Origin of the sequence: Chitinophaga sp. W3I9 (assembly GCF_050434025.1) — a bacterium.
Taxonomy (GTDB): domain Bacteria; phylum Bacteroidota; class Bacteroidia; order Chitinophagales; family Chitinophagaceae; genus Chitinophaga.
Genome location: NZ_JBNPWC010000001.1, coordinates 3,055,943 through 3,069,642, shown reverse-complemented (window position 1 = coordinate 3,069,642; position 13,700 = coordinate 3,055,943). Strand labels below are relative to the sequence as shown.

At 48.1% G+C, this 13,700-nt stretch carries 8 protein-coding genes; 1 reads left to right on the top strand and 7 read right to left on the bottom strand.

Annotated elements, in window-relative coordinates:
• Window positions 1-5: 5 nt before the first annotated feature.
• The 4 genes from QFZ51_RS12780 to QFZ51_RS12765 all read right to left on the bottom strand — a co-directional run bounded on the left by QFZ51_RS12780 (window position 6) and on the right by QFZ51_RS12765 (window position 6,135).
• Complete coding sequence (locus tag QFZ51_RS12780) at window positions 6-3,311, bottom strand: TonB-dependent receptor (protein WP_429046317.1); 3,306 nt, start codon at window positions 3,309-3,311, stop codon at window positions 6-8.
• A gap of 30 nt (window positions 3,312-3,341) precedes the next feature.
• On the bottom strand, window positions 3,342-4,283 hold the full coding sequence (locus tag QFZ51_RS12775; RefSeq protein WP_429046316.1) for a FecR family protein: 942 nt from the start codon (window positions 4,281-4,283) through the stop codon (window positions 3,342-3,344).
• A 95-nt stretch (window positions 4,284-4,378) separates the two neighbouring features.
• Window positions 4,379-4,933 (bottom strand): RNA polymerase sigma-70 factor, encoded by a 555-nt coding sequence (locus QFZ51_RS12770; RefSeq protein ID WP_429046315.1) that lies wholly within the window; start codon window positions 4,931-4,933, stop codon window positions 4,379-4,381.
• Window positions 4,934-5,250: 317 nt separating this feature from the next.
• A complete protein-coding gene (locus QFZ51_RS12765) occupies window positions 5,251-6,135 on the bottom strand; it encodes an SDR family oxidoreductase (RefSeq protein WP_429046314.1) in 885 nt (294 codons plus the stop codon).
• Window positions 6,136-6,228: 93 nt separating this feature from the next.
• On the opposite strand from QFZ51_RS12765, the gene QFZ51_RS12760 reads away from it, so the two are divergent.
• Window positions 6,229-7,155, top strand: a complete 927-nt coding sequence (locus QFZ51_RS12760) for a helix-turn-helix transcriptional regulator (protein WP_429046313.1) — start codon at window positions 6,229-6,231, stop codon at window positions 7,153-7,155.
• A 60-nt stretch (window positions 7,156-7,215) separates the two neighbouring features.
• On the opposite strand, the gene QFZ51_RS12755 is transcribed toward QFZ51_RS12760, so the two are convergent.
• The 3 genes from QFZ51_RS12755 to QFZ51_RS12745 are packed head-to-tail and all read right to left on the bottom strand — an operon-like array spanning window position 7,216 to window position 13,568.
• Window positions 7,216-8,916, bottom strand: coding sequence for a RagB/SusD family nutrient uptake outer membrane protein (locus tag QFZ51_RS12755; RefSeq protein WP_429046312.1), 1,701 nt, complete (start codon window positions 8,914-8,916; stop codon window positions 7,216-7,218).
• Between the two features lie 11 nt (window positions 8,917-8,927).
• Window positions 8,928-12,254 (bottom strand): TonB-dependent receptor, encoded by a 3,327-nt coding sequence (locus QFZ51_RS12750; protein ID WP_429046311.1) that lies wholly within the window; start codon window positions 12,252-12,254, stop codon window positions 8,928-8,930.
• 51 nt (window positions 12,255-12,305) lie between these two features.
• Entirely contained in the window at window positions 12,306-13,568 is a 1,263-nt protein-coding gene (locus tag QFZ51_RS12745; RefSeq protein WP_429046309.1) for a FecR family protein, read from the bottom strand.
• Window positions 13,569-13,700 lie beyond the last annotated feature (132 nt).

The window sequence follows — 13,700 nt, the reverse complement described above, 5'->3', positions numbered from 1 at the left end:
GAAGATTAGAAATTCAGGTTCACACCAACGGTAAAGGAACGGGTAGACGGGTATTTGTCGCGGTCGTCCATACCGGGGTTCAGTCCCAACCTGTTTACTTCAGGGTCCAGGCCCTTGTACTTTGTGATAACGAAAGTATTCAGCGAGGAAACATAGAAACGCGCACCTTTGAGATACTTGCTTTTCACCTGTGATAAAGTGTAGCCCAATGTAATGTTATCTATCTTCCAGAAATCGCCGTTTTCCACATAATAGCTGTTGAATTCCAGTGCATTTACATTCAGTACTTTCTTTCCAAAAACAGGATCATAAGCCGATTTCAGGATATTATAATTTTGTATAGATGGATTCTCCATATACATCCGCTGCGAATTAATGATCTGATACCCGAAAGCGCCGCGCATAGTGATACTGAGATCAAATTGTTTGTAGGAGAAATTATTATTCCAGCCGGCATAGTATTTCGGCAAACCATTACCGATTACTTTTTTGTCCTCAAAAGCATGGGCAAAATTATCATAGGCGACCGGTTTACCGTCTCTTCCTTCGTATATCCATTTACCGTTATCATCCACATCAATCACTTTATATCCGTAAAAATCGCCGATACCTTTGCCGATGGTTACAATGTTGGTAAATGTCTGGATGGGAATCCCCGCCGCACCAGTGGTGAAGTAAGGCGTAGTGGTCTGGTATAATTCGTTGGAGAGGCTGATTAATTTATTGCTATTGGTAGAAAAGTTGACGCTTGTATTCCACGTAAAGTCCTTTGCTTTCACCGGGATGAAGTTTAGCATTACCTCAATGCCTTTGTTTTCCATTTTACCTACGTTCGCAGTAGTGGTGCGGTAAAGATTAGGCGGACTGGGTACTTCATAATTATACAGCAATCCTTTGATCCGCCGGTTATATACATCCACATTACCGCTGATGCGGCCTTTCAGCATACTAAAGTCTAATCCTATATTAGCTTCTGCTTTCTCTTCCCAGCGGATAAACGGATTCGCATTGGTAGAAGGCACCAGGATGCGCGACCATTTGCCGTTGGTATATACATAGTCGCCATAGCCAATTAATGGCTGGCTTAAAAACCCATCCAATGGCGGGTTACCGGTAATACCATATCCAACACGTAGTTTCAGGTCATCAAACAGCCGTTGCTGTTTCATAAAGTTTTCATTTGAAATTCTCCAGCCACCGGATGCTGCCCAGAAATTACCCCAGGGGTTCTTAGCACCAAACAACTGGCTGGCTCCTTCCCTTCTCAGGCTGGCCATCAGCAGGTAACGGTCTTCGTAGCTATAGTTCAGTCGTCCAAAAAAACTGATCAGGTTTGTTTCTCTTTTATAACTGCTGATATTCGCCAGCTGGTTCTTGATGCCTTCTCCCAAACCAATATTATTATACCCAAAAAGATCAGTCGGAAAATCCTGGTTATCGGCATAGTTACCGGAAGACTCATTCTCCTGGTAGCCATATCCGCCTAATAATGTAAAGTGATGCGCATTGAATGACCGGGAATACTCGGCCGTCCATTCTGTGAGGCGATCGATAGATAAATCCGAAGCCACCGATGCAAAGCCATTCACGCCGCTTTTGATATTGGAGATATGCTTCTTCGTTTCTGCATAACCTTTGTTGGAGTTAAAACGCGCGTAGGAGAATAAGGCCGACAGCTTCAAATTATTAATGGGGCGGTAGGTAAGCGTAGCATTCATGCGCGAATTTACATTCTTGGCTTCCCCGTCGCTTTCATATAATAAGGCCATTGGATTTTCATAATCAAAGTTGCCGGTTTGTTCATAGAAGTCGCCGTTTTCTTTACGCACCGGTTCAGTAGGATTCCTGATGACTGTTTGGCGGTAAATCCATCCGTTGAAGCTGTTATCACCGTTATTATTACGATTGTAATTATTGGTTTGGTTCAGGATGCCGATATTCAGTTTCAGTTTATCATCCAGCATACTGTGGTTTACATCGATCCTGCCGGAGAAAGTATTGTTATCACTCTTTTTAAAGATACCCTGTAACGCGCGGTAGTTGGCGGATGCAAGGTAGTTGGTGGTAGCGTTTCCGCCGCGGATGGTGAGGTTATGTACCTGTGAAAACGGCGTACGGGTGGCTTCCTTCAGCCAGTCGGTAGAGCTGCCTGCATCCCATGAAGCCAGCCTGGTGCCGGCTTTGATCTGGTCGCGGTAATCCTGTGCCGTGAGCATGTCCAGTTTCCTGGAAATCATTTGCGTGGTACCATAGCCGCTGTAGTCCACGGAGTTAGCGATGGTACCTTTGGCTCTTTTTGTGGTAATGATGATAACGCCATTAGAGCCTCTTACACCGTAAATAGCCGCAGAGGAGCCATCCTTCAGCACATCAACCGATTCAATATCTTCGGGTGCTACTGTTTTCAGATCGCCGGGGATACCATCAACGATAACGAGGGGGTTGGCGTTGGCGCCGAATAAGGTGGTGTTACCGCGCAGTAATATTTGTGATCCATCGGTGGGATTACCGCTGGGCGTAGCGATGGTTAAACCTGCTACTTTTCCCTGCAACAGCTGTCCCGCATCCAGTACCGGGCCTTTCACGAAGTTGGCCGCCTTCACGGTGGCTATGGCGCTGGTTACATCGCCCCTGCGCTGTGTGCCATAACCAATAACCACGGCTTCGCGGAGACTTGCTATCGATCCCTGCATAACTACATTTATCAAAGTCCTGTTGCCCACCTGCGCTTCTTCATCCTGGTAGCCCACATAGGAAAACACCAGTACGGCGCCGGGGTCCACAGCGATGCGGTATTTTCCGTCCACATCTGTAGAAGTGCCTGTTTGCCCGTTCTTCACTTTCACGCTTACACCGGGCAGTGCCTCATTCTTATCATCGGTTACCTTTCCCTGTATCGTTATTTGCTGAATGGGTATATCATTGATGATTTCCTGGTGCGGAGTTTCTTTTTCCACGATAATGATCAGGTTATCTTTCTGCAGGTAACTAAGCTTCGTATTCTTCAGTACTTTGTCCAGTACAACAGAGAGCGGTTGCCTGTTTGCAGATACGGACAACTGCCTGTATTCCGCTACCAGTTTATCATTATACACAAATGAAAGCCCGCTTTTCTTTTCTATCTCTGTCAGGATATCATGCAGGGAGCGGTTCTCCAGCTGCACATCTATTTTTATCTCCCTGGCTGTTTGCCCTGTTAAGGCGCCTGCAAACAAAAGTTGTGTGCCGAGTGAAATGAGCAGGAATATGCTACAGCCGGTGCGCATCGTTTTCCGGATGGCATAGAGATGACACCAAATGAATTGCTTCATAACGAGTGAGAATTTTGGTTAAGAAAAGATTTAGAATTGTACTACTTTATTCCGGGCTGACCAGTTAAGTTTGTTGGCTTTAGCAATAGCGAAAAGAATTTTTTCCAATGAATCGGTGGAACTGAAATTTGCTGTAAAACGTATTCCCTTCGTAGCTTCATCTTTAAAAACTATTTTGACATCATAAATATTCTCCAGCAGGATGGCCACGTGCTGCAAAGTTTCATTACGAAAGATTAATTTTCCTGTGAGCCACCCGGTGGTGGCCGCCGCGTCCACTTTCCTTTTCTGTGGTGACCCGTTGGCAGTATGGATGATAGCCTGTTCATCCGGCAGCACCATCAAAGGCGCTTCCTGCGAAGATGTTTCCACTGCTACCTTACCACGTATAACCGTAACTATTACCTCTCCCAATGCTTTGTATGCCTGTACATTGAATGCGGTGCCCAGTACTTCTGTTTGTACGCCTGCACTTGAAACAGTAAAGGGATGCATAGGATCAGTTGTTACGTCAAAACAAGCTTCTCCTTCCAGCAGCGTTACCATTCTGTTCTCCCGGAAGTTTTCCGGGTAACGGATACCGGAGCCTGCATTCAGTGTTACTATTGACCCATCCGGAAGCGGTATTTTCAGCTGTTGCCCCCTGGCGGTGGATCTTGTAACATACTGTACTGCAACGGTGCCTGTGTTGTGATAATGCAGGTATGCCCATGTGCCCAATGATAAAATAACAATAACAGAAGCGGCTACACGCAGCAATACCGGGAGCTTAAAAAAATTTTGTCTTTTGATTTGTCTGTCGATGCGTTCTTTCAGCCGCTGCATTACCAATTCTTTATCTGCAGGCAACTCCTCCCCGCTTCCTTCTTCTGAAAGGCGGTCGAACCACTGCTCCATCCACTCTTTTTGTTCCGGCGTGCATTTCCCTTCCAGGTAAAGTTCCAGCAGCGTGTTAAAGTCAGTTTCATTCATAACGGCTGTTTTTCTTTGTATGGAACACGTGGTTAATATAGAAGTGTATAAAAAGAAGGGATGGTAGTAGATGACTTAAAAAAAAGTTGAAAAAATTATACATTCAGTTTGAGGTGCAGGTATTTCAATGCATTGCTGATCTGTTTCTTTACTGTTTTATCGGAGATATTCAGCTTATGTGCAATTTCTTTATGAGAGAGATCTTCTGTTCTGCTGAGGAGAAATACTTCCCGCATTTTCAGGGGCAGCTTATCTATTTCACGGTTTACCAGCAGGGAAAGCTCATTGGCGGCCAGTTGCCGTTCAAAAAGGTCGTCGGCCTCCGCGAAGAGTATGCCCCAGGATTTACGGAAATGGTTTCTTTTGATTTCCTGGCGGATGTACCGGAAGCCGCCATATCGTACGCAGGAATGAAGATAGGTATACAGTGATTCTACATTGTGCAGGTTACTGCGGCGTTTCCACAGGGACACAAATACTTCCTGCAGGATATCTTCCGCTTCCGTGGTATCCTTGATTGCCTTTACCAGATAAAAGTACAGCCGTTCCCAATAACGCATATAGATCACATCAAAGGCTTCCTTGCTATCCTCTTTCAGCAAATTTAAAAGAATATCGTCTGCATATTGTTGAAGATGCACACTATTCATAAGTGGAAAATTAACATAAACGTGAAACCTCTCTTTACCTACGGCCTTCTGTTCCTTCGGAACGTGAGAATTATTAATTGTCTAATATACAATTAATAACTATTGACCCGTTATTTTTTTTCCGGATTTTTTTTAATTATTACAGAAGATTTGATGGATAAGGGTTTACAGGAAACAAACCACTGTTCAATTGTTATTTTATATTAATTGTCATTTTTACACGAAATACATTCCCCGGAAGAACACTTCCGGGGAACGGGGGTAAAAAATGTAAACGATGTCCTTTAACGGGTATTATTTAAAGGGCGCCGCTGGTTTTATCTGAACCATTCTATATGGTCTGCTATAAAAGCGGCGGTGGTACGCGCCGGCTTGCCCAACACCTGCTGCACATCATTGCTCACATAAGTGGCGTCGCCATTCCGCTGTACTTCAGCATACGTTATCAGGGTTTGAATGGTCCATTGCGGCATGCCCGTCTTTTCCATCCGTTCCCGGGCTTCCTCCAGGGTGAGTGGCACATAGGTCACTTTCTGATGGATCACCGTTCCTATGATATCGGCGAGCTGCCAGTAATTAAGGACTTCGTCGCCGGTGAGGATATACGTTTGCCCGGCATGTTTTGCCGGGTCTTTGAGCACGGTAAATGCCACTTCCGCAATATCCCGCAGGTCGATGTATGCCCGCCCGCCATCGCCGGTAGCTTCATAAATACTGCGCTCTTCTTTTACCCGTTTTGAAAACTCGCCCAGCCAGTTCTGCATAAAACCGGTCGGCTGCAGGATGGTCCAGTCCAGGCCGGAGGCTTTCAGCAAGTCTTCCACTTTCCTGTGCGACTGCCCGATGGCCGATGGCGCAATGTGTGCAGGCCAGCTTTTACCGGCTGCCGCAGAGGATAATTTTACAAAGCTTTTCACCCCCGCAGCCTTCGCCGCGGTGATTACATTGTGTTGTTCCGCTATGAAGTTGGCCCCCATGCCGGATACCAGGAAAGCCGCCACACTGTTTTCCATGGTGGCAGGAAGCGTTTCCGGCCGGCTCATATCCGCGGCCACCCATTCTACAAAAGGCAGGCTTTCAGCCCTGCCCAGGTCGCGGGTTACTGCAATAGTGGGCAGCTGTGCCTCTGATAAGAAACCGAGCAATGCCCTGCCTATTTTTCCTGTTGCACCAAACACGGTGCGGTACGGTGTGTTTTCCATTTTAATGATTTAATTTAGCAGACCCAAAGTTACCGCCCGTAAATTCCGGCTGATAACGCAGAAGGAACTCTCATCAACGCAAAAAGAAGTATTATGATCCGCAGATGCCAGGTAACCCATAGCGCAGATAAACCTCCCGTGCAGGAAAAACAGCTGAGTATTGGAGATGCCTCCGGGTTTCGCATTCAACTGGAAGAGATCACTTTTAACGGCGTAGATCTACGCTGGGGAAGCTACATCAACCACGACGCCAAAGTGTTGTCTTTTCATCCGGAAAAAAAGGCCATTGTATCACACTTCAGGATACAGGATGCCGGCGCCGCCAGTACACACGCCATCCGCGAAAAACAGTTCGTGGTATACCGCGAATCACCGGAGTCGCACGATCTGTTCATTCCTCCCACCAATAATAAAATACGCTCCTTCTTTGAACTGATCGTTACGGATGATTTCTTTGATCATATTTTCACGGAAGAAAGCCGTTTTATGGAACGTTTCCGCCGGTACAACACTTTTAATATACCTGCGCCGGAATTTACCGCACAAATGCTGCCGGCCATGCACAGCGTCATCAACGATATGCAGCATAGCCCATACAGCGGCGCGCTAAAGGCTACCTACCTGGAAACCAAAGCCACGGAATTATTCCTGATGCAGGTGCTGCAACTGGACCAGCCATCGCCCGCTCCCGCAGGATTAACACCCGGCGATACAGAGCGGCTTCACAGCATTAAATACTACATCGATCAGCACTATGAACAACCGCTTTCCATACTGGAACTGGCCCGCACTGCCGGTATTAACCAGATGAAGCTGAAAAACGGCTTTAAAGCCCTGTTTAACACCACCGTATTTGGCTACATCTCAGGATTGAAAATGCAGGAAGCCAGGCGATTGCTGCTGGAGGAAAAAATGTATGTAAACGAGGTGGCCGACAGGATGGGTTATAAATATCCCCAGCACTTCACAGCTGCCTTCCGGAAGAAATTCGGCCTGCTTCCGAAAGATCTCAAAAACTAAGCTGCCCGCTGTAAACACAACGGGCAGCAGCATGGGTGACCAGATATTTATCTCCCGGAATTAATAACCGGGATTTTGTACGATCAACGGATCTGTTTGTGTTTCTATATAAGGGATCGGCCACAGGTAATCCCGTGCAGCATTAAAGGTGCGCACTTCTATCACCCGCATTTCCCCTTTATTGGGCACCGCACTGTAATCGGCGATCCCATTGGCATCTATCTTCGGGGCGGCAGCAAGCCAGCCTCTCGGAACACGGCCATAAAATGGCCCTTTCATCACTTTATTGGCAATCTTCCAGCGGCGGATATCAAACAAACGGAATCCTTCCATCGACAATTCGTGCATCCGCTCTTTCCTTACTGCAGAACGAAGCGCTTCCTGTGTGCTGCCGGCGGGAATGTCCGGCATGTTTACTCCCGGCCGTTTCCTTACCGCGTTAATCGCCTGGTATACGGTGGCATCCAGCTCATTGGCTTCTATTTTTGCCTCCGCATACATGAGCAATATTTCCGCATACCGTGCGAGGATCACGCTCATGGTCGACTGGCGCGTATTGTCTTTATCTTTCAGATCCACATACTTACGCCAGCAATAACCACTGAATGAAGCGTAAGCGTTAACGGCATCCTGGTTTACGATCCGGGTAGCCGGGTTGGTATTATAGTTCCAGCACGTGAGACTGTCCTTATGCGTTTCAAACTGGTAATTAAAAAAGATGGATCCCGGGAGTGCAATCGTGAAGCCAAGCCGCGGATCGCGGTGTTCAAAAGGCTTCTGCGGGTTGAACAACGGTGATTGATCAATGGTTAGTCCGTCGGTACACTCATAGCTGTCGACCAGCGACTGTGAAGGAATTTTATTGGAAGCACCACCGGCATTCCTGCACAGGAGCGGGTACGGTCCTACCCAGTTGATAACCGGTAACTGATACTGCAGGGACAGGATCACTTCCGGCGAATTTTTTCCATCATAGCTAAATAACCGCGGGTAGCTGTCATCCAGCTTGTACACGTTAAGATCCATCACTGCTTTGGCGGCATCAGCAGCAGTTTTCCATTGTTCGTTATACAGCGCCGCCCTTGCTTTTATAGTGAGCGCTGCGCCTTTGGTAGCACGGCCATTATCGGTAGCCGGATAGGTAACCGGCAGTAATGCTGCCGCACTGTCCAGCTCATCGAATACGAATTTAAGTACGGCTGCTTTCTCGCTGCGTGGCACCTGCGAGTTTTCCAATGAAAGGGTATGCGTTACCAACGGCACCCCGCCAAACATCGACAGCAGCTGCTGATACATAAATGCCCTTACAAAACGGGTTTCGCCCATACTGCGCTGGTACAGCAAGGGATCAGTTACGGCCCGTACTCTTTCCGCATTATCCAGAATATAATTACACCGTCCTATCACCTTGTAGTAATCCGTCCAGATGCCTTGTGTAAAGGTATTGTTGGCATCGTGGTTACCCAGCCCTATTTTTTGCAGGTCACTGTTGTTTCGCTCATAGCCAATATCACTGATGGCATCAAACAGGAGCACTGAGGGAAACCCGTCCAGCTGGGCCGGGTCGGAGGCTTTGTCCATAGGCTTATTCAGCCCTTTATACAGTCCGTTCACTGCCAGCAGCAGTTCGTCCTGGTTATTGAAATAAGCGGCGTCGGAAGGGCCGGTTAAAGGATCTTTATCCAGGTAATCTTTATTACAGGCCTGTATCCCCAGCAGGGTAACAGCCACAATCATCCAACAGGTAAAACGCTTCCTCATGATTTCGGTTTTTAGAAATTTACATTAACACCAAAACTGTAGACCTTTACAATGGCATAGTTGTCGGCCACGCCCACAGCTGTTTCCACATCATAGCCCGGCCAGAACTTACTGGACGTAAACAGGTTGGAACCATTTACAAACACCCGCAGGCTGTTGATCCGCATGGATTTCACCAGGTTGGCCGGCAGCGTATATCCCAGTTGTAAGTTTTTCAGGCGCAGATAAGCGGCGCTCTTCATCCAGAAACTGGAGATCTGCTGGTTGTTGGTGCCACCAAATACCAGCCGCGGAAATGCGGCATCTTTATGCTCCGGCGTCCAGTAATCTTTGAAGCGCTCCTGGGCGGTACCGCCTACAGAGCTTACATAAAAAGGCATGATACCGGCGCCGTAAATCAGGCCGTCTACTTTACCTACACCCTGCAGAAATGCGCTGAGGTCGAAGCCTTTCCACGATGCGTTTAAACTAACGCCATAAGTATAACGGGGAATGGTGTTGCCAATAATTACCTTATCATTTTCGTTGATGATGCCATCGCCGTTCTGATCTTTGTATTTGATATCGCCCGGTGCAACAGTGCCGAATTGTGTAGCATGTTTGGCTACTTCATCGGCATTCTGGAAAAATCCCTCTGCCTCTAACCCGAAAATAGAATTCACCGGGTATCCTTCCCTGCTCACGGTTACAGCCGATTGATTAATACCGTGCATATCCACTACTTTATTTTTCACGTCGGATACATTCACACCGATATTGTATTTAAAGTCGCGGATCCTGCCATCGTAGTTGATGCCAAGCTCCCAGCCTTTGTTACTTACTTTTCCTGCGTTCTGGTAAGGGGCTGTCAGCCCGGTGATGAGCGGGATATTGAGCAGCAGCAGGATATCTTTTGTTTTGCTGACATAATAATCTCCTGTTATGGAGAGATGGGAAAACAGGGTTACATCAAATCCAATATCGCTCATCTCGGTACTTTCCCAGGTAATATTTTTGTTCGCGAGAGAATCCAGGGCGGCGGCGCCTATGATTTGTCCGCCCATTGTATAAGAGCTGAGATTCACTACAGTGGCAGACGGGTAGGTTCCAATGTTCTGGTTACCCAGCCGGCCCCACGATGCGCGGAGCTTTAATTCATTCACCACCGGTTTCAGCGATGCCATAAATGCTTCTTCTGAAATGCGCCATCCGGCTGATGCAGAAGGGAATACCCCCCATTTGCGGCCTTCTGCAAAACGGGAAGATCCATCGTAGCGGGTATTAACTTCGAGCAGGTACTTTTCTTTGTAGTTATAGTTAATCCTGCCGAAAAAGGAACGCAGCGCCCACTCTTCACCGGCGCCGCCGTTATTCATATTGGTAGCCGCTCCGGCATTCAGTATGGGATAGTCGGGTAAAACGTAGTTGTCGCGGTACGCGGTGAATCTGTCCTGGCGGTAGCTGTTTTGTTCCACGCCGCCCAATACTTTCAGGTCGTGTACGCCGTATTTTTTCTGGAATGTGAGCGTACCGCGCATATTGTTGTAAAACTGCCGCTGACTGGAAACGTCCAGGGTGCTTACCGGTGGGAACTTATAGCTGGGAGTGCCATCAGGATGATAGGTTTGCACCACTTTATTAAACTTGTTCGTATAGGTTTGCACGTATTTGGGGGCGATGTTAAAGGAAGCAGTAAGCCATTCTACCGGCTGGTAGTTGATGGACGTGTTGAGACTGCCCCAGGGCGCACTTACGCGGTTCAGACCACCTTCGCTGGCTGCTGCCGCCGGGTTGATGCCTACCCATCCTTCCCCGCGGGTACCGTTGGCATTTACCGCCAGCTGATTGGGGGAAATATTATTCATGTAGGCAAAGATCACATCAGCGCCTGTTGCCGGCTCTGTGGTTACCGGGCTGATATACTGCAGGTCAAACTGCATGTTTAACTTCTTCGAAAAAATGATATCGGTATTACTGCGGATGGTAAGGCGTTTAAATTCGTTGTTATCCATCAGCCCTTTCTGGTCAAAATACCCCAGTGATACCAGCATCTTTACTTTATCTGTACCACCGTTCACTGTCAGGAAATGGCTTTGCTGAAAACCGGAACCGGTTAACACGGCCTTTTGCCAATCGGTATTGGGCAGCGAATCCGAGCTGCCGTTTCCCTGCTGCCGGTATTTTTCCAGCAATGCATCGGAGTACAACGGAGAGCGGCCGGAATTTTTATACGCCTCATTCGCCAGCAACATATAATCTAGTGCGTTGGTGAGTGCAGGCAGATTGGTAGGTTTCTGCCAGCCAACGTAGTTGTTATAGTTAATGGACAGCTTGTTGCTTTTGCCTCTCTTGGTGGTTACGAGTATTACGCCGTTAGCCGCACGCGAACCATATATAGCCGCCGATGCCGCGTCTTTCAGCACACTAACGGAGGCGATCACATTAGGATCGATGTTGTTGATAGAGCCTTCCACGCCATCGATAAGCACCAGCGGATCGGGGTTTTTAAGGGTACCCCAGCCGCGCACGCGTACGGTACCACCATCGCCGCCGGGTTTACCGTTGCCTTGCGTAATAGTAACGCCGGGCATGGTACCTTGCAACCCCGCAGCGGTTTGTCCTACCGGCCGCGCGGCCAGCACCTCGCCGGATACGGTGGCTACGGCTCCCGTGAGGTTTACTTTTTTCTGGGTACTATATCCTACTACCACTACTTCCGTTAATGCCGCGGGAGTAACGGATAAAGGTATACGAAAAAACTTTTCCCCTTTAACAGGTTGTTGTTTTGTAAGATACCCGATACTGGAAATACTAAGTACGTCCTGGTCTGTTACATTGGGCAGTGAAAACTTGCCATTTTCATCTGTGAGCACGCCTTTTGTAGTGCCTTTGATGCCTACCGTTACGCCGGGTAAGCCTACACCGGCGCTATCCGTAACGATGCCGGTAATGGTTTTTGCCGGTGAGCTGCCGTCCTGTGGGGAAAGCGTTCCGCCGGGCGGTGTGTTTTTTTTGATAACTACGGTGCCATATTTAATCGTGTAGGTAAGCGGAAGATCTTTCAGGCAGATCTTCAGGGCTTCTTCCAGCGATTTGTTGGCAATATTCACACTGAGCGGCGGCGCATCTTCCAGCAGTTTTTCATCGCAGATAAACTGGTAGCCGGTTTGCTTGCTGATAAGATCAAATACCTTATCCAGCGGCATTTTACTCACGGAGAGCTTTACGGTTTGAGCGCTGGCGGTAAGTGAGGCTGCCAGCAGCAGCCAGGCGGTAAATTTAAATACCCGCCATGTTCGTTGTTTAGCCGGCATACGGCTCCTGCTCCCGTGGGAGTGGACAATGGTAAACAGTTCCATACTATCTTCTGGTTGAGTTTAAATAATTCATACGTGGAGTACTCTCCTGATTTACTTCATAGTGGCGGGCATTACGGTGATACGGCTTCCATTGATGGTGAAATGCACCCTTCCGGTTTGCTCCAGCAGCTCAAGGAGCTGTGTTACACTTTCCTTGCGGGTCATGCTGCCATACAGCTGAATACCGGAAAGATCGCCCTTGTATTCGATGTCCACATCATACCACCTGGCTATCTGTCGCATGATAACGGTGATATCTGTTTTGCGGAATTTGAACTGTCCTTCTTTCCAGGCCATTACCTCTTCTATTTCCGGGCGGGTAATTAAAAACTGGTTTTCTTTTTCAGCGATGCTTGCCTGCTGACCAGGTTTCATCATTGCGGTAGCAGCGCCTTGTGTTACGCTGACAGCGCCTTCCAGCAGGGTTGTTTTTACACGGGCTTCGTCGGTGTAAGCCATTACGTTAAAGTGAGTGCCCAGTACTTTCACCTGTATACCGGATGTTTGAACCACAAAAGGCTTCGCCACATTTTGTGCGATTTCAAAATACGCTTCCCCGGTGAGGAGTACTGTTCTGTTGCTGCCTGTAAACACTACAGGGAATTTCAGTGAAGAGGCGGCGTTCAGCCATACCTGGCTGCCATCGGGCAATACTACCTGGTACTGTCCTCCTTTAGGCGTGCGGATGGTATTATATTCGGGGGCGGCGCCACTGCTACTGCTCATGCCACGATAGGCGAGCCGGCCACTGTCCAGTTTAATGATACGGGTGTTTCCCTGTTTGCCTACTGTTCCTGTTCCTGCATCGTCCAGCACAATGGTGCTGCCATCTGCCAGGATCAGCTCAGCTTTGTTACCTGCCGGTATGGGCGAAGCTGTTTTACTTGATACCAACGGTGCCGGGCCTGCGTAATAATAGCGCCAGGTGTAACCCGCTGCCAGTATAAATGCTACTGCTGCTGCCGCGGCCATTGTTTTATAAAAAGTGCGGATACTTTTCCGGGAGATATGATAGCGGTTATCTTCCTCCTTTATTGGTGGCTGCGCATCGTTGCCTGTTTCCGCGTCATCATCTCTCCGCGTCAGCGCCTGCCGCAAGGCAGCAGTTTCCATTACCTTGTTAAAAGCCTGTTGCAGATCAGGATGAGCGTTAGCCGCATACCTGTCTTCCGCCAGTATGGCTTCAATCATTTCTTCCATTGCCGGCCCGTTACGTTCTGCCTGCATCAATACCTGCAGGCGCCTGGTTTCTTCCGGTGTGATCCGGTTGTCCAGGTATTTCTCCAATAAATCTTTTAACTCATCGTGTAACATAAAACCGGATGCAAGCACAACACTCTCATGAAGGGTTGTATAATAAAGACGAAAAAAGAACGAACGGGAATCCTTCTGTTACCGGAAAATATTTCACTTCGTTTAACCGGCAACGTTATCACCTGTTTCCAT

Bases quoted from the DNA above. Each gene is read 5' to 3' on its own strand.
- QFZ51_RS12780 (WP_429046317.1), bottom strand. From the start codon at position 3,311: ATGAAGCAATTCATTTGGTGTCATCTCTATGCCATCCGGAAAACGATG.
- QFZ51_RS12775 (WP_429046316.1), bottom strand. From the start codon at position 4,283: ATGAATGAAACTGACTTTAACACGCTGCTGGAACTTTACCTGGAAGGG.
- QFZ51_RS12770 (WP_429046315.1), bottom strand. From the start codon at position 4,933: ATGAATAGTGTGCATCTTCAACAATATGCAGACGATATTCTTTTAAAT.
- QFZ51_RS12765 (WP_429046314.1), bottom strand. From the start codon at position 6,135: ATGGAAAACACACCGTACCGCACCGTGTTTGGTGCAACAGGAAAAATA.
- QFZ51_RS12760 (WP_429046313.1), top strand. From the start codon at position 6,229: ATGATCCGCAGATGCCAGGTAACCCATAGCGCAGATAAACCTCCCGTG.
- QFZ51_RS12755 (WP_429046312.1), bottom strand. From the start codon at position 8,916: ATGAGGAAGCGTTTTACCTGTTGGATGATTGTGGCTGTTACCCTGCTG.
- QFZ51_RS12750 (WP_429046311.1), bottom strand. From the start codon at position 12,254: ATGGAACTGTTTACCATTGTCCACTCCCACGGGAGCAGGAGCCGTATG.
- QFZ51_RS12745 (WP_429046309.1), bottom strand. From the start codon at position 13,568: ATGTTACACGATGAGTTAAAAGATTTATTGGAGAAATACCTGGACAAC.